Source organism: Hwanghaeella sp. 1Z406 (assembly GCF_048892425.1).
GTDB lineage: Bacteria > Pseudomonadota > Alphaproteobacteria > UBA8366 > Aestuariispiraceae > Pacificispira.
In genome coordinates, this window is sequence record NZ_JBLZHU010000001.1 from 168,404 (window position 1) to 190,178 (window position 21,775).

Annotated in this window: 18 protein-coding genes and 2 tRNA genes; 3 read left to right on the forward strand and 17 right to left on the reverse strand. The window is 55.9% G+C overall.

Annotated elements, in window-relative coordinates; translation table 11 throughout:
* Nucleotides 1-8: 8 nt before the first annotated feature.
* Genes ACOSDR_RS00775 through ACOSDR_RS00800 form a run of 6 tightly spaced genes read right to left on the reverse strand, consistent with a single transcriptional unit; the run spans nt 9 to nt 4,441 of the window.
* Nucleotides 9-824: a hypothetical protein gene (locus ACOSDR_RS00775; protein WP_420730105.1), complete on the reverse strand. Its 816-nt coding sequence runs from the start codon at nt 822-824 to the stop codon at nt 9-11.
* 8 nt (nt 825-832) lie between these two features.
* Nucleotides 833-2,596: an ABC-three component system protein gene (locus tag ACOSDR_RS00780; protein ID WP_420730106.1), complete on the reverse strand. Its 1,764-nt coding sequence runs from the start codon at nt 2,594-2,596 to the stop codon at nt 833-835.
* Entirely contained in the window at nt 2,593-2,838 is a 246-nt protein-coding gene (locus ACOSDR_RS00785) for an ABC-three component system middle component 6 (protein WP_420730107.1), read from the reverse strand. Before ACOSDR_RS00785 ends, ACOSDR_RS00780 begins: the two co-directional genes overlap by 4 nt.
* The gene (locus ACOSDR_RS00790; RefSeq protein WP_420730108.1) at nt 2,835-3,746 is read right to left on the reverse strand and encodes an ABC-three component system protein; all 912 of its coding nucleotides are present in this window, start codon (nt 3,744-3,746) and stop codon (nt 2,835-2,837) included. Before ACOSDR_RS00790 ends, ACOSDR_RS00785 begins: the two co-directional genes overlap by 4 nt.
* Nucleotides 3,739-4,107 carry an XRE family transcriptional regulator gene (locus ACOSDR_RS00795; protein WP_420730109.1) on the reverse strand — a complete coding sequence of 123 codons (369 nt, stop codon included), beginning with the start codon at nt 4,105-4,107 and terminating at the stop codon, nt 3,739-3,741. Before ACOSDR_RS00795 ends, ACOSDR_RS00790 begins: the two co-directional genes overlap by 8 nt.
* A 1-nt stretch (nt 4,108) precedes the next feature.
* Entirely contained in the window at nt 4,109-4,441 is a 333-nt protein-coding gene (locus ACOSDR_RS00800; RefSeq protein WP_420730110.1) for a type II toxin-antitoxin system RelE/ParE family toxin, read from the reverse strand.
* 877 nt (nt 4,442-5,318) lie between these two features.
* Between ACOSDR_RS00800 and ACOSDR_RS00805 the strand changes: the two genes are divergently transcribed.
* A complete protein-coding gene (locus ACOSDR_RS00805) occupies nt 5,319-9,149 on the forward strand; it encodes a hypothetical protein (RefSeq protein ID WP_420730111.1) in 3,831 nt (1,276 codons plus the stop codon).
* A 358-nt stretch (nt 9,150-9,507) separates the two neighbouring features.
* On the opposite strand, the gene ACOSDR_RS00810 is transcribed toward ACOSDR_RS00805, so the two are convergent.
* The 7 genes from ACOSDR_RS00810 to dnaG all read right to left on the reverse strand — a co-directional run bounded on the left by ACOSDR_RS00810 (nt 9,508) and on the right by dnaG (nt 18,423).
* Nucleotides 9,508-9,584, reverse strand: a tRNA-Ile gene (locus ACOSDR_RS00810).
* Between the two features lie 85 nt (nt 9,585-9,669).
* A complete protein-coding gene (locus tag ACOSDR_RS00815) occupies nt 9,670-11,145 on the reverse strand; it encodes a RimK family protein (protein WP_420722919.1) in 1,476 nt (491 codons plus the stop codon).
* A gap of 23 nt (nt 11,146-11,168) precedes the next feature.
* Nucleotides 11,169-12,296, reverse strand: coding sequence for a peptidase C39 family protein (locus ACOSDR_RS00820; RefSeq protein ID WP_420730112.1), 1,128 nt, complete (start codon nt 12,294-12,296; stop codon nt 11,169-11,171).
* 154 nt (nt 12,297-12,450) lie between these two features.
* Nucleotides 12,451-13,740, reverse strand: coding sequence for a type II toxin-antitoxin system HipA family toxin (locus ACOSDR_RS00825; RefSeq protein WP_420730113.1), 1,290 nt, complete (start codon nt 13,738-13,740; stop codon nt 12,451-12,453).
* Nucleotides 13,741-14,007: a helix-turn-helix transcriptional regulator gene (locus tag ACOSDR_RS00830; RefSeq protein WP_420722922.1), complete on the reverse strand. Its 267-nt coding sequence runs from the start codon at nt 14,005-14,007 to the stop codon at nt 13,741-13,743.
* A gap of 331 nt (nt 14,008-14,338) precedes the next feature.
* Complete coding sequence (gene rpoD / locus ACOSDR_RS00835) at nt 14,339-16,444, reverse strand: RNA polymerase sigma factor RpoD (RefSeq protein ID WP_420730114.1); 2,106 nt, start codon at nt 16,442-16,444, stop codon at nt 14,339-14,341.
* A gap of 50 nt (nt 16,445-16,494) precedes the next feature.
* Nucleotides 16,495-18,423, reverse strand: coding sequence for a DNA primase (dnaG, locus tag ACOSDR_RS00840; RefSeq protein WP_420730115.1), 1,929 nt, complete (start codon nt 18,421-18,423; stop codon nt 16,495-16,497).
* Nucleotides 18,424-18,660: 237 nt separating this feature from the next.
* On the opposite strand from dnaG, the gene ACOSDR_RS00845 reads away from it, so the two are divergent.
* Together ACOSDR_RS00845 and ACOSDR_RS00850 are read left to right on the forward strand one after the other, a co-directional pair.
* Complete coding sequence (locus tag ACOSDR_RS00845; protein WP_420722925.1) at nt 18,661-18,948, forward strand: hypothetical protein; 288 nt, start codon at nt 18,661-18,663, stop codon at nt 18,946-18,948.
* Nucleotides 18,949-19,055: 107 nt separating this feature from the next.
* A tRNA-Gln gene (locus ACOSDR_RS00850) sits at nt 19,056-19,131 on the forward strand.
* 60 nt (nt 19,132-19,191) lie between these two features.
* On the opposite strand, the gene ACOSDR_RS00855 is transcribed toward ACOSDR_RS00850, so the two are convergent.
* From ACOSDR_RS00855 to ACOSDR_RS00870, 4 genes are all read right to left on the reverse strand, one after another.
* Complete coding sequence (locus ACOSDR_RS00855) at nt 19,192-19,524, reverse strand: TIGR01244 family sulfur transferase (protein WP_420722935.1); 333 nt, start codon at nt 19,522-19,524, stop codon at nt 19,192-19,194.
* 14 nt (nt 19,525-19,538) lie between these two features.
* On the reverse strand, nt 19,539-20,423 hold the full coding sequence (locus ACOSDR_RS00860) for an MBL fold metallo-hydrolase (RefSeq protein ID WP_420722936.1): 885 nt from the start codon (nt 20,421-20,423) through the stop codon (nt 19,539-19,541).
* Between the two features lie 17 nt (nt 20,424-20,440).
* Nucleotides 20,441-20,653 (reverse strand): YgaP family membrane protein, encoded by a 213-nt coding sequence (locus tag ACOSDR_RS00865; RefSeq protein WP_420722937.1) that lies wholly within the window; start codon nt 20,651-20,653, stop codon nt 20,441-20,443.
* A gap of 113 nt (nt 20,654-20,766) precedes the next feature.
* Complete coding sequence (locus tag ACOSDR_RS00870; protein ID WP_420722938.1) at nt 20,767-21,471, reverse strand: Crp/Fnr family transcriptional regulator; 705 nt, start codon at nt 21,469-21,471, stop codon at nt 20,767-20,769.
* Nucleotides 21,472-21,775: the final 304 nt, after the last annotated feature.

Sequence of the window (21,775 nt, forward strand, 5' to 3'; positions counted from 1 at the left end):
GTCGGGCCTCACTTGCCGTAGACCAGCCGCCGCAAGAAGGTCCTGGCGGTGACCAGAACGACATGCAGGCGGAAGGTGCTGTGATCTTCATCCGAGAGGCCCGGGTGCGAACCCTCCGTGTGGAGCATTTTGAAGAGCCCGTTGACGTAGTTCTTCCCGTCCTGGGTCCACTCGTTGCGATCCATCGCGAGGAAACCGATTTCTGCGAGCAAGGCGCGCCGGTTTTCTGAACTCAGCTGTTGACCCGCTTGCTGCGGTAGCAACTTACGTGCGATGTCGTCGAACAGGCTTTCCAGGAAGGTCCGGAGTTGACTGTTGCAAGCCGCCCAATTGCCGCGCGTATGCGCTGCAACGGCTTGGTCAAGATGACCGAGAGGGGTTGTGAAGCCGAAGAACTTGAGAAGCTGATGCACCTCGTCGTCCGTTTGGGGGAGCTGGATTTCGCCGGGCAATGCCGCACGGATGGACGTGTTTCGCCCGAAGTCGTCCCACGTCAAAATGTATCCGTCACGCGCAAGGCCCCGTGCGAAGGCCGTTTGCAAAGCTTGCGTAGCGTTTTGCTGCGCTAGCTGCGCAGCTTGCCGGATCACCGCCTCGCCCAAGGTCATGCTGCCTTCGAGCGTGTCGAGCACGGCCTCGGCCCGTTGCACAACGATCCGACCGAGCAGGGCGCACTTGTTGGCGACACTGAGGGAGGAGCTGGAGGAAATCTCGTCCTCCAGGCCAAGGCGGAGGACCATCTGGTTGAACCGCGCCTGGCTGTGTTGCTCAAGCAACTCGACGGCGGCGACAAGGGTAGGACGGGTGAAGGGCGCAGATCGCATCGGCGCTCCTAGTTGAAACGAAGCCCGAACAACCCACCGGTGTCGGTCGCGTCCGTGAGTTTGGTCTCCAGGACATGGTCCTTGACCCTGAAGCTAGTTCGGAACCCCTCCTGGGGAAGAACATCGGAATTCATCGTCACGATGTACTGGAAACCAGCGGCCTCGGCACGCTCGGCGCCAAGCTGAAGGGCTTTGGCGACCTGTCGCTCGTCGACGCCATCGAACAGGTGGCTGTCGTGCAGGAGAAAGCCGGGCCCGCGACCCTGCTTCAGGCTGATTTCGGTGAGCATCAGGTCGAAGCAGAAGATCTGCATGTTGGTGATGCCCTTACTCCGCTGCCCATCGATATGGACGTCGAACTGCGGCCCACCGCCTGTCTCGGCGATGGTGAGGCTTCCGGCTTTCTCGTAGAGGGATTCCGACAAGTACTCGAAAGTCAGGATCGCCTCGCGCAGGATGTCGTTGCGCTCGTGCAGGTCGTCCCGAAGCGCCTTGGTCAGATTGGCCCGCTCAATGTCCAGTTCGGCCTTGGTACTCTCGATACGCTCTGCAGTCTCGAGGCGCTGGCGCAAACCCTCTACCTCGGCCTCGGCACGGCCAGCCTCCTCGCGCAGGTTCGTGTAATGCTCTAGCGCGCCGCCCGAACTCAGCACATTCATGATCTGGCGACGCCGGCGATCGAGCTCAGCGGTGCGCTGGTCGCGCTCGTCGATACGCGCTTCGGTGGAGGTGATTTCAGCACTCAGGTGGGCGCGGCGGTTTTCGATGATCGAGCGATGAAACCGTTCCACCTCGTAGAAACGCCGCCGTACCATGTCTGGCAAGATGACGCCGACTTCCGCGTAGAGCTTGGTGACGTCGCTGAGATCGGAGGCACCTTCTTCACCGAGTGAGGCGCGAAGTTGTTGAAGCAATTCACCGTCCATCACGCTGTCGACATTGAGTACGTCGATCTCGCGGGTGATAAGGTTGGCTTCGCGTTCAAGGTCCTTGTATGCTGGCACGACTTCAAATGAGGCCAGCTGTTCGAGCAGCCTGATGGCGTGGGCCTCTGCGAGGGTGAGGCGTGTGCGCAGATCGGCGGATTTGCCGAAATAGCGGCCAAGGTCGCCGCTCTTGGCGGCCTTGCGTAATTCTCGGGCGACTTTCTCCTGCCCGCGCAGTTCCTGGAATTTGCCCGGAATGGTCCAGTCGAGGCCGAGCAGGTAACAGATCGAGACCTGCTGGTCCCATGCCTGTTGCATCGTAGAATGCTGCATCGGCTGTTGGAATCCGCCGCTGAGCTGGCGGCGAGCGAAATAGGAGAACAAGGAGCGGAAGGATGGTTGGAAGCGTTCGATTTCGTCACCAGAAGCGAGCGGCAGGCCGAACCAGAGCTTGCCGAGATTGGCCTTCCACTGTTCGTTCGAAAACTCGAAATGTCCGGCCGCCAGGTTGGACTGCGGTGCAAGCGGCCAGTTTTCGACGGCGCCGTTGATCATGAGTTGGCTAGGCTTGGCGCCGCTGCGGGCCGCGGAAATTGCCTCGTCGGCGACATCGACCACCACGTCGAAGGTCCATTCGGTGAGAACCTCGGACCGGAAGATGCTCTCCTTACGGACGTCGGCGCCGAACAGGAAATGCACCAGCTCCACAAAGCTGGTCTTGCCAGCGCCGTTGCGAGACTGGCGGTCATTTGCGCCCTCGCTCTTGTCGGCCAGCAGGATGTTGAGGCCCGGCTTGAAAGCGAGGGTCTTGAATGAAGCCAGGTCGCTGCCAAAACGACGGATCATGACGCGATCCTCCGCACGAGGCCGCGGTCGAAGTCGAGCGCTCCGATCGTGTAGAGCAGGTCCAGTGCGAGAATAAACCATTGATAGTCGATCGGCGCGTTGGGAGCATGTTGCGCCCGCCGGCCGCGCACCTCGTCCCACAGGCGGGACATGGTCATCGGCCACTTCAGGATTTCCAAGATCTCGGCACCAACGCCGATGAGAGCGCGGTCTGGACGGACATGCTTTGTTGGCAGAATCATGACACCTCCACGGAGACGAGAGGATCCTCGAAGATGTCGCAGCTATCGAAGAAATAAGCGAGCACGGCCAGCGCGGCGCCCTGGCGCTTGGGTTCGCCATTCATGCCGGCATAGTCCTGCAAGTGCTTGAAGATCTTGTCGGCCGGAAGATCGAGGGCTTTCAGTTCGGCGTAGCGCATGCGGAACGCTTCCGCGATCCTCTCGCCGAGATCCGGTCGGGGGCTTTTGCGAAAGAAGATGTCAACGAGGCTCGACTTGCGCCGGCCGATCCGCAGCAGGAGCCCGGATTCATCGGAAAGCGCGTTCTTTTCCAGCTTCTCCAACGACGGCGGGGTGAGCGGTGGATCGCCGGCATTCGGCTCCTGACGCTGCAGCGCTTCGATTATCGGCACGAGGTCAGCCATTACCAGGCGATCGACAATGGCGATCGAAGCCGCGGGGCCGAACAGCGCCTGCAAGGCGGCCGGTTCAAGATCCATGGTGAGCTTCAGGAGTTCCGGCTCCGACCAAGTCTCGATGACAACCGGCGCATGCACCTGACGGAGTCCATCGATATGCCGGACCGCATTCGGCGGAAGGCCTCGACCATCATTATGGACGAAGACCCATTCGGCCATGTCGGCATTCCAATGGCCGCGTGCGCCATGAAAGTCCTCATCGACCTTGGCGATGAGTTCGGCTTCCTTCATGGCGTCGGGGGCATAGCACTGGAAGACGGACTTGGTACTGATGCGGCGGCCGTCGCATTTCAGATCGCCAAAGGGGCCGTAGGGGCGCACTTCTTCGAAATCGGCCCCGAAAGCGTAACCCGCAAGACGAACGAACCAGTCTTGGAACGCCGTGCCGTGATGGGTGTGGAAGGCCAGCCGAAAGCGATCGACATAGATAGAGTGCTGCAGTTCATCCATGGTGCTGCTTGGCCGCCCGGATTGGCTTTGGCGCACGCACCGTCGGTGCGATGTCACCCAGATGATGAATGCGCATGGCCGGCCGCTTCGGCAGTTTCACCATGAGTTCCAGCTTGCCGCCGACTGCTTCAACATAGCTGCGGAGTGTCGAGAGATACATGTCAGCCTGATTCTCGATCTTGGAGACCGAAGGCTGCTTGATGTTAAGCGCGGTAGCGATATCGGCCTGTGCCTTGCCGGTAATCTCGCGCAACTCGCGCAGACCCTCGACCTCCTGCTTCAGGGCTTGATATCGCACGTCGATTGCGGCCTGCTCTTCAACAGGCAGCGCGGCGATGACTTCATTCAGGCTCCGGCCCATCTCACATTCCCTTTTTCGCGGCTTTCAGGTTTTCCATATGCATGGAATACCGCAAATCCGCTTTTGCTTTAAGCTGCTCGTGGAAGAGCTTCTGGCTGCCGCCAGATTTATCACCCGCCACCAGCAGGATTGTCTTTCTCTCTGGGTCGAAGGCGAAGGCGGCACGCCATTGGCCATCGGTAGCCCCGAAGCGCGTTTCCTTCATATTATCGTGTCTCGACCTTTTGGGCGTGTCGGCGTGCGGACGACCAAGCTGCGAGCCATAATTGTCAAGCAGCTCGGTAATAGCCAGCAATTCGCTTGGCACCTGTCGCTCGAAGGCCAGAAATTCCATCTCGAAGGTATCGTCTAGTCTAATTTCTCACAAATTGATATAGCCTGGAAGCTATGTTTGGTCAATGGGAAGGATGTGCGGCTGGGCCGACGACGCCGTGTTCATTAGTCGGCAGCTTACGTGGGATCGGAGGGATATGAAAGGCGCGGGCGTCATTGCGCGGCCAGTCTTGTTCGGCATCGTTTTCTTCTCGCCTCCCCCGACCAACGCTGGCATCAGATAGCAGCTGGCGGTGGCTGCTGTGTCCACTAGCCGGAAATTGATGAGTATCTCGGCACCGAAGAAAAAGAAGGAACGTCACACTTACCTAAGTTAACATTTGCGAGATCACCAGTGTCGGATTTCATTAGCGATTACGTTGGCAACAATGCATTACTAGGGTTCTTGATCGAGGAATGTCACCTCAAATTTCATTTCGTATCACTACCGCTTACGTTTTCCATTTCGTATATCATGAACGATTACGTTTTCTATCGGGCTTTTTCCTGGAAGGAAGCATGATCCGGCAGACCTCAACGTTGAACTATCCCCTTTATCGCAGATCAAGCTTGACGGGATTGATTGTCGGTACCCCCGGCGGCAGCATTCGCCATGTCAAGTCGCCGTGCAGAAGGTACAACAACATTTCGTCGATCTGCCAGTGGGTCCAAAGCGGCGGGCGGTCTCGTGTGTGTCGGCATCAGCGGCTCCGGCACCGCCCATTCGGCGTCCATAAAGTTGCTTGGCAGGCGCAGCCTCTTTCGGGCATGCTACTTACGGGTGAGTTCGGTCCACTGGTCATTCTCCGTCGAAGAGTCGCTACTCCGACTGAATCATAACAGACAGAATTCACTCAACTTCTTTTTCGGTCAGGTTCTAAGAGGTAGCTAATACTATAATGCCCAATGCACCCGCTAAAGATATGTCCGAGGGATCGGGCGTCGATTTCACCGCTTTCTATCAGAAGCACGGCATGCAGTGGGGTGCGGGCGACATGTTTGTAGTGGGACCTTACCGTCCCCTTGAGAGATTTGCCGAACTGATCACCGTTTTGGCGGTGGGTCAGAACCAAGACGGCGCGCTGGCGGTCAGAAACATCATACTCGTCCATCCTCCGGGCACCGACAACGAGGCTGACTTCGAAGAGGCGCTCCGGGAGGAAATCCGGGGCACATTTGTTAGGTGGCGCGGCACCGCACTGGACGAGAGCGAGGAAAGGGCTCTGGCAAAGCGGCTCCAGGTCACGGCGACCCGCGACATGCAGGCTTCCTCAGTCTTGTCCGTGATCGAAGCCGCACCCGCCTGCACTGCGATCATTGTTACGCAGGGGGCTCTGTACCGCACTCCCGATGCCGACGGACTCGCACCGATAGCTGCGGAAAGTGCCGTAGCCATGCCGGAAGATTTCTGGGTGCCTCATTTTAATGCGCTATGCCAAAGGGCCATCGGGGCCGCCGGGCAATCGGAGACTTATGTCGCGCTCGATGCGGGCGAGGAGTGGCCAGCTAGAGAGTCGCATCGTAAGCTGCTCTTGTCGATCGACAGCTGTGGCGTGATTTCCGGGGAAGTGAAAGACAGCCCTGACGCCGTACTTGCTACCAGGATCGATGACTGGAATGCCAAGATCGCTGCGGGAAAAGTCGGTGCCGTCCTTTCCGAAATCGATGCTCTGCCCTCCACTCTCGACCGCTCAAAACCTTTGCTTCGGCTCCAGGCGCTCGAGAAAGTCGGCTATTACCCGATGGTACTGGACGAGTTGCGAAACAGGCCCGAACTTACCGAAGGTCTGCCGCCGACAATTGCATTGCAGGTGGCCAGTATTGCATTCGCGTCCGGTGCGCCCGATATTGCCCGTACACTTCTTTCGAACACTCGTCTGGAAGGGTTGCCGCCAGAGCGTCTCGAAAGTGCCTTGCTGCTGGCGGAGCGAACCCGCGTGGATGACGTCCTCGCACGCTGCAAAATTCTTTTGACCGCGATGTATCCTCCATCCCTTGCCTTGCGTGAGGTCCGCATCAATGAATTGTTCGCGAAGCGGCAATACAGTGATCTTGCCCACCTGCTTGCCGAAAGTACAAGCGATGGCGAGCGTACTGCCGCCGAGATGTATGGCATCGTCGCCGAGGCACTGCAGGGTGAGACAACGGACTATGCCGCGATTCTTCAGGCCATAGAGTCACGTGTTCCCTCCCAAAAGGACCTCACCAAGCGTGTTCTTGGCAGGGAGGCCCTCCTGAATGGTCAACCCGCGCAGGCACTGGAAACCATCCTTCCGGATTCGGAAAATGCGGAAATCGAGGAGGCAACGGCCTCCTCGATATTGGCCGCGCTTGAGCGTGTAGTCCTCACACGTGATGACAAAGGCCGCATTGGCGTTGACCCGGATACCGCCAGTATCGCGATTTCACATGTCCTCCGATACGTCGCACACCATCCGGCCGACGGCTCAATGCGCATACGACTTGTCGATGTCATGTCAGCCCAGTCAATGGGTGGGCTGGGTCTGGCAGTGCTCGCCACGCTAGTCCTACGTTTTGCGAGAGAACCTTCGATCCCGCGACCGGCTCCCAAGCTTGGGAATCGGTCAGCGACGTCAAGCCCCGAGGATGTTCTTGCCTTCATGCGCGTTGCGCTGCCTTGGCTCTCGGACAACGGCCCAATTTATCTGGGTCGGACGACCTTGCCGGAGAGTCTTCTGACTGGTCCTCCAGATGGGCTGATCGAAGGTGCCAAGCTTCTGTTGGCACACTACGACCCGGTCGTCAGCGCAACCGATGCTGAGACTTTTGGAATGCTCATCGCTGCAGCCATTTCCATCGTACCTCACGGAACGGACAAGAACGCCGACCTTACGATCATCCGAATTGCAGCAGTCCGGTTCGCACTTGCCAGCCATTTTCAGAAGGCCCGTGATTATGCCGAGCACGCTCTTCAGCTTGCCGGTGCCGATCCGTGTAGGGTACGTCTTGCTTGGCTTTGTTTTAGCGATGTCTATCAACGAACTGGAGAGATCATCCAGGGGTTCGTCGCCATTGCCTGCGGATTGAGCGCTGATCGTTTGGCGACGTCGGAGCAGGTTTGGTACGAGAGCGTGCTACTCTTCCGCATAACGCGGGATCTTCGGATGATTCCTTTCGCCATTTCATTTCTGGAGGCTGGGAGAGCTGCACTTCAGAATTTGGGGGTTCTCGACAAGTACGAACAGCGAATCGAAACTCTCATTCTTCAGGCCCGTTTTCTGGAGAACGGCGCAGGCGGGCAGGCTGCGGTTGAGGACCTCTTCGCTCCTATCGTGGCGAATGCACAGGCGGTCCTTGAAAGGCACGACGAACCTGAGCCAGTTGCGGCCCTTCTCAGTGAAGCGATCCGTCAGAGCACTATCCAAGGGGGGACGGTACCTTCGGAAGCCAGAGACGTTCTGAAGCAACTCGTAGAGCGTTGCTCACAATCCCAATCTGCAATTATTGCCGCAATAGGGGCGGAGAGCCCTTCCGCCGACCAGGTTTTGACTGTCGCCCGTCAGATTGAAGCAGCAATGCAGGCTGACGATACCGCCTATGATGTTCGATCATTGGTCATATTAGCTGAGCGGCTGCTTGCCAGTGCCGAAGCATCGGGCGATCCCTGGACGGCCGTGTTCGCGATCGAGCTTATGGCAGATCATGCCATTTCCCTGCCAACAAGTGCCAACGGTCCCGCTTGGCAATCGCCGCATCAAATCAGACAGCCGGGCGAACTCGCTGCGGAACTTTCGGACAGCACAGGTCTTCCGTTAGTGATGATCGGCATGGATTCGCGCGGCCTTTTGCTCCGGACAACAGCCGCCGACGGCACCCTACACACACCTGTCTGCGAAACCTCTGAAACATTTTCCGAGAACCGCCTTGATAACTGGTCTCAGGAATTTCCGTTCCGCTACGGCATCGATATGCAAGCCATGAACCTGTTCTACACCAGTACGGAAGGTATCGGGGTCTCTGAACTTCTGGAGCGTGCTGTACTGGTCATGAGTGCAGAACTGCAGCCTTATCCCGCAAACCTCTTACGCCTCGGGAACGAACTTGCCGGCTTTTCCCGGCGCCTCGCAGTAGTGCCTTCACTGGCGTGGCTGGAAAGCGCCCGGACTGCGCAACCTTCAGCCAATACACGCCACGTAGCCTGGATACCGACCACTGGCCCGACAGAGGGCAGCGCGACTCTGACGACAGTGGCAGACCGCATCCGCGATCCCTTGGCGAAGTACGGAGTCGCTCTGGACGAAGGCGCTATAATTCCTGCCGATTTACGAGGCGCGGAGTTGGCCATCGTCACGGCTCACGGCGGTCTCATTCCGGAAGGGCGCTTCTTTCAGGTCGTGCAGGACGACGCAAACTTGAAAGCGTCTTCTGCCGAACTGGCCGATGCTCTCAGCGGCGTCGGCGTGGTCATTCTTTTTGTTTGCAGTGGAGGGCGGATGGACAAGCACCCGATGGCCAATACGACACTCGGGTTGGTGCGCCAATTGCTGAGCAACGGATGTACGTCTGTTGTCGCCTCACCCTGGCCCTTGGACTCGAGAGTGCCGTCCTATTGGATTCCGATATTCCTTGAACTTTGGCATTCCGGATCGTCGGTGATCGATGCCGTCTTTGATGCCAACGCCAATGTACGGGGTAAATTCAGTGGGGAGCCGCGCGACTGCCTAGCAATGCACCTCTATGGTGACCCCCTGCGGCGCAAAATTCCCTGACAAAGTTCGTCCGCTTAATGAAGTTCAATGCGACCCTACGATGCCTGCTCACTATTCAAAAGGCTGCGTAACTACAAGTAACTTTCCCTTAGATATATTCATGCATTGTTCCCGAATGTAAGCCTTAGTGAGATTCCGCGTAAAAATTAGTGAAATCCGACAACCAGTGTATTCTTGTTATGTTCGTATATGTAAGCCTTAGTGAGATTCAGCGCAAAAATTAGTGAAATCCGACAATAAGATTCTACTTAAAAATTGTTGAAATTTAGATATGTTTCTTAAAATGAACAAATATGGTATATGCAGCTTCATGCGCAAATTTTGACTATTAACTATGAAAAATCACAGATGGAAGGAATGGTGGGCCTGGCAGGACTTGAACCCGCGACCAAACCGTTATGAGCGGTCCGCTCTAACCAGCTGAGCTACAGGCCCACCGACCGGTTCTGTGACCGGTAGGGAGCGCTATAGCAAAGCTTTCGGGGTTTCACCAGAGTTGGGTGACGGTGTTTTGAGGTTTTTATCGCACAGCCTCAATTCTGCGAATGAAATCATTCAAAATAATCCGCCATAATTCATCTTTCAGCAGCTTATCTTCGACTCCTGCATCCAGGTTCGGATTGTCGTTTACTTCAATCACCACGGCGCGGTCGCCAATCAGTTTGGCATCTACGCCATATAGGCCATTGCCGATGGGGGCAGCGGCGGCCAGGGCTGCCTTTAGGATGCTGGGCGGGACGGCATCGATTTCAACGGTTTCAAAGCCTCCCTGATCCGGTTCGCCTTTTTTGGCGTGGTTGATAATCTGCCAATGACCGCGCGCCATCATATATTTCGACGCAAAGATTGGCTGATTGTTCAGGATGCCAATGCGCCAGTCATAGTCGGTGCGCAGATATTCCTGGCCCAGGATCAGGCTGGAATGGTTCAGCATTTCCCGGCCCAGTTGGATCATCTGGGCTGGCGTGTCGGCCCGCTTCACACCCTTGGAAAAGGCACCGTCCGGCACTTTCAGAACGATGGGATAGTCACAGTCGGTTGAGACCTTTTCCAGATTGGTCCTATCGATGATCACTGTTTTGGGGGACGGGATATTATGGGTTCGGAACAGTTCCGCCAGATAGACCTTGTTGGTGCAGCGCAGAATCGAGGCCGCGTCATCCAGGCAGGGAATACCCTCTGCATCTGCCCGTTTGGCAAAGCGATAGGTGTGGTGATCCAACGCCGTCGTCTCGCGAATAAACAAGGCATCAAATTCAGCCAGACGAGGCAGGTCGCGCTGACCGATTGTGTCCACCTTCACCCCCATTGTCGCGCCAACGCGGGTCAACCGTTGTATGGCAAGCGGGCTGGAGGGGGGGATGACCTCTTTCGGATCGATCAGCACCGCCAGATGATATTTCGGTAATTTACCAATGGTGGGCATTGGCCGGTGCCGCTTCGTATAATGATCCAGGCCACGCTCAAACAAGGCGCGGTCGGCATTGGGCAGGGTCTTCCAATTGGGGACTTTGACATCCTTGATGCGATACAGGGCCGCCCCCCTTTTGGTTTCACCGCGTTCATATTGAATGCGCACAATCGGGCACCGAAACGCATCAAAGACGGCGCGGGCCAGTGTTTTGAAACGAAGCTCGTCGGTCAGTCCAAAGCATACCGTGATCGATGGTGTCGGGGCATCGGTGGCGGCTGAGCGCATTGCTTTATTCAGAAAGCGTTCCATATCGCCGAGCGCGCGGCGGTAAATCCGCTTCCACCCCACCCATAACATCGCTTCGGCAGAGGGCATGATTTTGTCGCCCCGTGCTTCGGCTGTCAGGGCACAATAGTATCCAAGACCCAGATAGCTGTAATCGCTGCACAAATTCACCACACGGGTGCGCATGGGATAGGGTTTGGAGCGTGTCAGGTAATCATGGGCGGAGATCGCTTCGCGTCCGGGACCGGGGAAGGGGAAATCAGTCGCATCATCAACGACGAAAACGGTTCTGCTCATTGTTGGCTGAAACTCCTGTAAGGTTAGCTTGTTGCCGTCAGGCGCAGCACCAATGCGGCGCGCTGGCGGGCCCGGCCATAGCGGGACATGCGTTCGAAATCTTCCCGGGGGATGGGCAGGGCCATCCGATCGGTCTGGCTTTGGATCACATCCGGGTCGACAAAGGGGTCATGCACAAAGACGAAACGGTCACTCAGCGCCACCACGACAACCCAATGGGGCACCTTTTCACGATCCAGCGCATAGGTCGAGATCAACACGATGGGGATGCCGCCGCTGTCCAACACTTCCTGTACTTCCGGCAATGTCAGGGCCCGATTGTCGACGGGAATTTCAAGATCCTGCAATTGCGCCAGATAATCTTCCTGAACCAGGCGAATGACGTCCTTTTTCTTCTGGCTGCGGACGGAGTCGATGAACATCACGTCTGGATCGCGCACATGCACCCGCACGTCAAAGCCGCGGGCCGCAGCGGCCAGCGCCATGCCATAGGGGGAACATCCCGCAGGGCCTTTGGTCATAAAAACCGTCGTCGCCTCCCGCCACAGGCGCAATTCTTCCCGGCGTGTCATCGGTGTTTCGGGCTTAAGCGCGGTCATCGCCATCATCAGACAGGCTGGCCCACAGGTGAAATCCAGGCTTTGTGCGTAATAGGGAATGCGGTCGGCGGATGTGGGGCGGCTGCCGATCAGGGCCTTGTCCAGGCGCAGGGCATCGCCGCCATCTTCATAATAGCCGGTAATGCGACCAAAGGGCTTGTACCCCGCCTGGCGATACAGTGCGATGGCCCCTTCGTTGCCGGCATGGACTTCCAGACGCAGATAGGCCGCATCCCCCTCAGCAGCGGCGTCTTCTGCGGCCGCCAGCAGCGCCCGTGCATAGCCCTTTCCACGGCGATCCGGCAGGACCGCCAGTGAATACAGGCGCGCCAGAGAGGTCCCCTGATGAAACAGAACCATCGCATAGCCGATCAACTGCCCTGTCGGGTCACACAGCACCCGGGTCGATTGATGGCCCTTGATCAACAAATGGCGAAAGCTGCGTCGGCTGATACGGTCGGTCAGGAAACAGGCGGTTTCTACATCCACCAGGCCGTCCAGGTCCTCCAGAACGGCAGGGCGAATGGTTGCTTCGGAAACAATACTATCCATAACGGGGAAATCCCAACGCGCCTAGTCTAACTCCCGATGAGCGGACCAGCGCGTTCAGAACGCTATATCGGGCAAACCAACGCAAACTTAAAATGAATTCATGCTGCGAAAATTAGATCATATCCCCGCACTGAATGCATGGCTGGGATTTGTATCACAGCGTCAATTGATGGTGGCAGGCCCTTGCACCGTGGGTTACGGCATCGACAAGTCTGTGGAGGATCGGGTGTTCCAGACCTTCTTGCTGGCACTGTGTGGCAACGGAAAGTGCGTGATCAGGGGCAGAGTCTGCTATTTCCCTTAAGCGATGTAGAATATAGTCGCCGTCCAATCGGGCTTTTTCCGCCAGTCGTTGCCAGTGTCGACCCATGACCTGATCAAATTCCGCCTTCTGTTCTATTTTCATTGCCATCTTTAAATCGCGACGCTCATATTTTTGAGGATAAGCTGTCGCACTGGCAATGTCATACAGGGGGGCTAAACGTGTTTGGTTCGGGGTATGGAGCATGGAGTAGTTTTTTGCATGCCCATCTGTGCCGCGGATAATCCAATTGTACCCCAAGGCCAGGATAAAGTTGGTTTTGTCGACCTCCGGTCGATCAGAGGAGTCCAGCAAAGCCAGGCAGGTTTCTGGGGACGGACCTCCCATGGCTTGGTATTTGTTGTCAGGATGAATGCCCGCAGCCTGGCAGAAATCTTCCTGATGAATGCGCAGAATGCGTCCATCTGGCATAAACCGCCGATCAAACCGCGTCACAACGATGGCAATCTGGTCGCCAAAATGCTCCACCTTAGTTGCACAGGTTGATAAGCCTAATCGTTTTGCAAGCGATAGGCAGAAATGCTCGTTTTCAACGAAACCATCAAATCCGGATACTGGAGGCTTTATGATATGGGTTGTTGGGATACGTCCGCTGGGAATGCCATAGCGGCCAGAGGAGTCTCGTATGAAGGCAGTTTTGGGCTGCGCCCCTGCCAGGCTGAACTGTCCATGATCAGTTGTCTTGCGTCCTAATGGATGGCGCGCCAAGTTTCGCAGGCGATCTGCGATTTCAGTTTCCGACAACCAGGTTACTTCCTCTGGTTCCGCCTCCAAGGCGGCATCGGTCAAATCGGGCAGAATGCGTATTGCACCCGGGCATTCGCTGCCAATGGCCTGCAGCAACCCCATTAGGCTGCGGACAGATGTGTTATGGTCCTCAGCAATTCGCTGAAGGATTGCCTCATTATCCGGTAGCAATCCCCAAAAGAAAGCCTCTGATATTCGTGCAGGGTGTTCCCCGCGAATGAGGGGAAGGCTGATCGACAAAGTATAGGCATTAGGATTGGCGAGCCAACTTCCATCATAGACGAACACTGTAGACCCTGACCTTTTGAATAACATGCCGACGGAGGTATCGTCTATCAGGATCGCAAGTCGACCTAGCTTTTGCCCCCGTGCCATTTAATCAACGATCTCGCTGAGATTGATAGTGTCTGAAGTGTTAGAAGGGGGGGGAATATCCCCTAATGTTATCTGAAGCCCTAATGTGTGGAACAGGGCGAGCAGAGTGGATATTGACGTTCCTTGCGCGCCGTTTTCGATTCCAGACAAGGTCTGTTGTCGAATTCTAACCTGTTTTGCCAGGCTGGCTTGGGTAAGGCCCATTGCCATACGACGCGCCCGTATTATGGCCCCAATGTCAAAAGGGGTTTTTACTTTAGGGGTCATGATATGTCCGGTCCCTATCTCCTGATTCTCAGTTTATTTTACACGGTTTTACGGATAAATCAATATAAGCGATATTTCGGATAAATGAATTTAATTGAAATATCGGATAATAAGCTAAGCCCCAACAGGAGGGTCGCTGCAATTTATACTGCACTATTTGACTGGGGGCTAATTCAGCACCCCCTGGCCCGGCGACCCCATGATGAGGATATGCGCCGGGCAGAGGAAGCGATTGGAATTAGAGCATCATGAACTCAGACAGGATATTCTAACCATTTGTTTTCTAAGCAAATACGTCGTCACAAACGATTCCGTTTGCTCGGGATTTGCTCTAATAGTCCAGGAAGCTGCGCAGTTTGCGGCTGCGGCTGGGGTGTTTCAGCTTGCGCAAGGCCTTTGCCTCGATCTGGCGGATACGTTCCCGGGTGACGCTGAACTGCTGACCGACTTCTTCCAATGTGTGGTCGGTATTCATCCCGATACCAAACCGCATGCGCAACACGCGCTCTTCACGGGGCGTCAAAGAGGCCAGAACCCGTGTTGTGGTTTCCCGCAGGTTCGAATGGATTGCGGCATCAGACGGCAACAGTGCGTTCTTGTCTTCGATGAAATCGCCCAGATGGCTGTCTTCTTCGTCTCCGATTGGGGTTTCCAGAGAGATCGGCTCTTTCGCAATCTTCAGAACCTTGCGGACTTTTTCCAGCGGCATGGCCAGTTTTTCGGCCAATTCCTCCGGAGTCGGTTCGCGCCCGATCTCGTGCAACATCTGGCGGGATGTGCGTACCAGCTTGTTGATCGTTTCAATCATATGCACGGGAATACGGATCGTGCGCGCCTGATCCGCGATGGACCGCGTGATTGCCTGGCGAATCCACCAGGTCGCATAGGTCGAGAACTTATAGCCACGGCGATATTCAAACTTATCCACCGCCTTCATCAGACCGATATTCCCTTCCTGGATCAAATCCAGGAATTGCAGGCCGCGATTGGTGTATTTCTTCGCAATCGAAATCACCAGGCGCAGGTTCGCCTCAACCATTTCCTTTTTCGCGCGACTGGCTTCCCGCTCGCCCTGTTGAACGGTCGAGGTGATGCGACGGAATTCCTGTATGGGCATTCCTGCTTCATTAGCGATTTCGCCAATACCAGCGCGCAGCTCTTCAATTTTGATCGCGTATTTCGCAGCGAACTTGGCCCAGGCGTTGGAAACGTCTGCCATTTCTTCCAGCCAGTTCGGGTCCAACTCGCGCCCGTAATAGCTTTCCAGGAAGGCTTCGCGGTCAATTTTGCATTCCAGTGCCAGGCGCAGCAATTTGCCTTCCTGGGTGATCATGTTCTTGTTGATTGAATACAGCTCTTCAACCAATTGCTCGATGCGAATATTGTTCAGACGCACCTCATCCATCAACTGGATCAATTCTTTGCGGTGCTTGTCATAGGTACGCTCAGTAGAGCGGGAGACGGATTCCCCTTTTTGCATGCTGCTGACGCGCTTGTCCTGCGCCCGTTGCAGCTTGCCATAGGTGTCGGAAATCTTTTCGAATGTCTCCAGGACGGTCGGCTTTAAGGCCTGCTCCATGGCAGCCAGCGACATATTGTTTTCTTCGCCGTCCTCGTCCTCATCGCTGTCACCTGATGGCGAAACGCCATCGACAGGCTCGCCATCCGCAGCGGGTTCGGCTGTTTTAGCGGCCTCGACAGGTTTGACGATTTCTGGTTTCGCCGCAACCTTGGGGGCCTCTTCAGTGTCGTCGTCGTCTTCCGTTTCTTCGGCGTCTTCTTTGGCTTTCTCTGCTGCTTTCAGCGCCTCGGATTCACCGGCTTCTTCATCCCCGGATTCGATATCGGCCATATCATCGGCATCAGGACCCGACGACATGGTCGCATCCAGATCAATGACATCGCGCAGCAGAATCTGGCCTTCCAGCAATTGATCGTGCCAGTCCGTGATCGCGCGCATGGTCAGCGGGCTTTCGCACAGGGCGCCGATCATCTTCTCGCGCCCGGCCTCAATCCGTTTGGCAATCGCGATTTCGCCTTCGCGCGACAACAGCTCAACAGAGCCCATTTCGCGCAGATACATGCGCACGGGGTCATCGGTGCGCCCGACTTCATCATCCGAGATATTACCGGCATCGCCCGAGGCTTCGGTGGTCCGCTCTTCCGCCGGCTTTGCTTCCGGGTCGCTATCAGGCTCCTCACCATCGACAACATTAATGCCCATGTCGTTCAACATGGTCATCACGTCTTCGATCTGTTCAGAGGATACCTGCTCCTGCGGCAGCGCTTCGTTCAGTTCATCAATTGAGATGAACCCGCGCTCTTTGCCTTTTTGCAGAAGCTTCTTTACCGCTGAGTGCGCGTCTTCAAGAACCGGACCGTCTGCCTGTTCTTCTGTTGTCTCGGTCGCTTCACTCGCTTCGGCTTTGCTCGCCATATTGCCCGTCTTCCTTCCACCGATACCCTGACGCGATATGCGCCAGCGTCCTAGCTCTTGTCACTATAGTCCGACAGATCCTGGCCCAATTGGCCTTCTCCATCATCCACCGATCGGCGCAAAGCCGCCAATCGGGCATCTCGCTTTTCCCAGTCCCCTGGCCCCCAACTGTCAGGACCCGAGGACGCTTGCGCCACGGGATCCCGTCCTGCTGTTTGATATTCCCCCAGCAGCGCCCCTTGCTGCCGGATTAACAGGATATGCTCCAGCAACTCTCGCGCCTCCGATGAGGAGGCAGAGGGTTTCGCCTGCGGAGCCAGACTGTAGACGCCCGGAACGGTAACAGCAGACAAAGACGCTTGCACCCCGCTTGCGATCAAGTGGTGTGTAAGCGCCTCCGGGTCAAGCGTAATGCCCAACACAGCGTGTTTTTGGAGTTCGGCGCGCAGCTTGTCAAGGTCGGCATCAAAGGCGAAGACGTCTAAAACCTCATCAAACTCTGAAATCAGATCTGGATGATTAACCAGGGTTGCCAGAACGATCTCTTGGCGGCGGCGCACCAGGCGGCGCGCGGCATCGTCCATCAGGCGTTTGCCAAACGGGGATTCCGCCTTCGGGCCCAAGGATGTATCGCGGTTTCCACGCCATTCGCGGATAGCCTGGCGGCGGGCTTGCTTCAGCCGCGTCTGGCTGTGTTTCCGATGCAGATTGAACAGCATATCGCGAAATGTGTGCTGATATTCCTTCCGCACCAGATCATTCTGAATGCCTGAGACGAGTTGAAAAAGGTCTGCCTCCAGACGGGCGCGGCGCTCCGGTGTGTCCAGTCGCATCCCATCTGATTCGGTTTCAAACAAAAATTGCGCCAGGGGATGGGCACCACCGAGTATCTCATTCATGGTGCGTATGCCGTCATGGCCGCTGACCAGACTGTCTGGGTCTTCCCCTTCCGGTAAAAAGGCAAAGGACAGGCTTTTGCCGGGTTCCAATCCGCTCAATGCCCGTTCTGCGGCGCGAATGGCGGCCTTTTGCCCAGCGACATCGCCATCCAGGCACAGGATCGGTTCATCTGCATGACGCCACAGTTCAGCAATCTGTAATTCAGTTACCGCCGTGCCCAAAGGGGCGACACTGGCAGGGAAGCCAGCCTGCCAAAGGCCAATCACGTCCATATAGCCTTCGACGACCAGCAATTGCTCACCCTGGCGGGCGGGTTCTCGCGCACGATCCAGATTGTACAGGGTGCGGGATTTATCAAACAGCGGTGTTTCCGGGGAATTGATGTATTTCCCAACCCCGATGGCCTTGGCATCGCCCATGAAACGCCCGCCAAAGGCGATCGGGCGGCCGCGCCGGTCATTGATCGGGAACATGATGCGATTGCGAAACAGCGGGTAGGGCGCGCGGCCATCATCCGGGGCACGGTACAGGCCGGCCTCCAGCAATTGCGCCATCTCGATGCCTTGTTCCTTGGCCGCTGTCGCCAGGGCGTCCTTATCATCCGGGGCAAAGCCCAGTTGGAACGCCTCAATCGTCATGGCCTCCAGCCCGCGGCCTTGCAGATAGGTGCGGGCCTCCTTGCCAGCCGGGCTCTCCAATTGGCGTGTGTACCAATCCCGCGCAAAGGCAATGACATCGCCCAGATCTTTGCGGCGTTCTTCGCGCTGGCGTTCCTCTGGCGAAGATTTTGGCACTTCCAGCCCGGCAAGGCCTGCCAGTATCTCGACCGCCTCAGGGAAGCTCTGTCCTTCAACCTGCATCAGCCAGGAAAAATGATCGCCATGCTCCCCCGTGGAAAAGCAATGATAGAACCCTTTGTCGTCAACGACATGGAAAGACGGTGTTTTTTCATTCGTAAAGGGCGAATTGCCCCACCAGTCCCCGCGTCCCTTCTGTTTCAACTGCACCCGCCTGCCGACCAATTGCGACAGGGAAACCCGGGCGCGGATTTCATCAAGGAAGGATTGCGGAAAAGCCATGGAACGCGAGAACCTGTCCGTTTGGGTGTGTCGTTTTGGGCGCGACCGGTCGGGATGGGCGGGCGAAACCGTGCGTCGGGCATCATAACATATCGTGCGAAATTAGTACATCCCGAATGGCTGTTAAGGCGCATGTCGACCAGGTCGGTATAGGGGGGCCGAATGGTGTCACGCAACCGTCATGAATACAGTGGATAGTGCGCCCCAGAAACAGTCTTTCACGCAGGAGTTGGAATTATGGCGATGTATACGGCCCGTCTTTTGGACGCGAAAAGCGGCAATGAAGGGGTATATGATTTTGAAGGGCCAGACGATCTTATGGGCCAAACACCAGTGCGAATCGTTCGTCATTTTATGGAATATATCGATCGCGATGTATTGCCGACACAGCATGTCGACTATGAACTGAACGCGGCATTGAAGAACAAACAGCGCCATGTTGTGACCGCCATGGGTGATTTGCATTTTGAACATGGCGAAGATCCGGCGCCTTTTATGCTGATGATCGCGGCAAAGCAGAAATAGCAGTTAATTTTGCCGCATGACAAAAATCGTCACTTTTGATGATTTTGCTGTCTTGCCCCAACCGGACGCTCCGATTAAAGTGCGGCCCGCTCAGCAAGAGCGGCGAATGGGGCGTGGCGAAGCGGTTAACGCACCGGTTTTTGGTACCGGCATACCTAGGTTCGAATCCTAGCGCCCCAGCCACTCTCTTGCACCCAATCCAACATAGTTGTCAGATCTGAATAGCGAGGTTTGGCTGCCCTTTTAGCTCTTTCCGACAAGTCTCCATAGTGTGGCGGAGCGTGTGCCCGAGCGGCAATAGGCCAGGATTGGGGTGGGCAGGTCGTCCATTGCCGTGCGGAAGGCTGTGGCATCCACTTCTGAAATTCCTACCGGTGAGATTGGGATATAACGGATCGGCAGCCCGATCTTGTTTGCAGCCGCTTCGATTTCTTGAAATGTCGGCTGGCCCAACTCTTCCCCATCGGGTCGATTGCATATGATGGATTGAAACCCCAGATTCTGTGCCTGAATGACATCATCAGGTGAGATTTGGGGGCTGACGGACAGGGTTGGGGATACGGGATAGGGCTGCATGATGCTCCTATGGGTTAAAGGGCGTTGACGGGCACTTTCAACATCCGGCGACCGTCTTTGTCAGTGGGTATGGCTCCGGCACGCATATTGACCTGTAAGGCGGGAATGATCAATTTCGGCATTCCCAGTGTTGCGTCTCGTTCGGTCCGGAACCGCACGAAGGCAGCTTTGGTATTGCCCTGGCCGACATGGATATTCTGTGCCTTCTGATCTGCGACAGTGGTTTCCCACTGAATGTCACGACCGTTTGGACCATAGTCGTGACACATGAACAGGCGCATGGCGTCCGGCAGGGACAGAACCTTTTGTATGCTGTCATACAGTGTTCCTGCGTCACCGCCCGGGAAATCCGCACGGGCTGACCCGCCGTCTGGCATAAACAAAGTATCCCCGACAAAGGCGGCATCGCCAACGACATGGGTCATACAGGCCGGGGTGTGCCCTGGTGTATGAAGGGCGATGGCCTGCATCTGCCCGATTGAATAGGTATCCCCGTCCTTGAACAAGGCGTCGAACTGACTGCCATCCCGCTGAAACTCAGTGCCCTCGTTAAAGACTTTTCCGAATGTATCCTGCACGATGGTAATATTGCTGCCAATGCCGATTTTGCCTCCCAAGAGCCCCTGAATATAGGGGGCCGCCGATAGATGATCGGCATGCACATGGGTTTCGATAATCCATTCCAGCGATAGGTTCTGCTGGCGGATATGATCGATGATCCGGTCTGCATTGTCGAAGCTGATCCGCCCCGCAGCATAGTCGATATCCAATACGGGATCGATCAACGCACAGGCCGGGGAGGCAGGATCCGCTACCACATAGCTGATGGTGTTGGTTGCGGGGTCAAAGAAAGCCGCGACTTTGGGTTTGATGGTGATGTTTATTGGATAGGAGGTCATCTCCGTCCCCTAAGATTTCAGGTTTTGCAGGTACGTATACCCAGAATGGAATACAGTGGGCACAGACGCACCAGTCCTGTGATGATCAGCACCAGGCCGACGACGACGGCACCATATTTGACGAATGCGTCATCGAAAATCTCCAGGCCGCTGAGCAAGGCACATGCGGTCAAGGCGGCACCTATTACGAGACGCACCAATCGATCGAGACCTCCAACATTTACTGTCATAAAATGATCCTCCGGTTAGAATGTTCCTGACTGTAACGCCCGGGAAGCACGCTGTCGGTGACGAAGTCACCAAACCGTCGGCTTTTGATGCATCATCTGTTGAATGTGGAAATCTATGCTGGATCTAAAGAAGCCAGATGCGTCAGGCCGTTTCTGTCCAACAGGCCCAGGGTTCCCCGTGCTTGTAGAATCCACCCACGCCGCTGAAATTCACCCAATTGGCGCGAGATAACTTCGCGTGCCGTGCCCAGCTCTGCTGCAAGCTGCTGATGGGTCACCTTGATGTGATCCGACCCCCGCGCAAGATTCAGTAGCTTCTGGGCAAGCCGGATATCCAGCCTTTGGAAGGCTATTTCTTCTATCACCAGGAACAGATCCGTTATCCGTTTTGAATAGGCGGTGAAGATAAAATTTCGAAAATCGACCGACTGGGAAATCAGGGTATCGAATACAGGGCGGGGGATTGCGGCTGCCCGAATATCTGTTTCCGCAACGCCTTCCGCTGAATAATCCTCATAGGCCAATAGACACGCTGTCGTAAGGACACAGCTTTGCCCGGCTTCGACGCGATACAGCACAATTTCGCGACCACCTTCTGAGGTTTGGTGCACCCGAACGCGCCCCTCCAACAGCAGCAATAGATTTTCCGGGGGCTTGCCGGGACCGAATATAATCGTGCCTTCGGGTACGGTTACAATCGTGCTTTCCCGCATCAGGGTTTGTTTGATCGTGCCCTCCAGTTTTGAAAGGCCTTCAAACTTTTCGATCCAAAGCTCAGCAGGCTTTCCCGTTTCCAGGGAGGTGTCTTTTTCTTGCATATGCTCACCCTTCACCCTTTCTTACGACGATATATCTGCACGTGATGAATGGCGAGGGGAGATTAATCTGCGGTTCTAAACCGCTGTATATATTCGCTAAGACTTAACGCTGCGAATAATTATCACTTGCATATTAATCTTTTCATCTCTATGACCCCATTCGCTCTTTACAGAACGCTGTGGTCGCGCAGCCAGTGAAGGGCGCGTGACACACACTGAACCAGCCAGCCAAGATCTGCGCGTTTGCACTTCTTATAGCCAGCCAGGATTTCAACGAAACCTGAAGCTATTGGAGCTGTAAGAC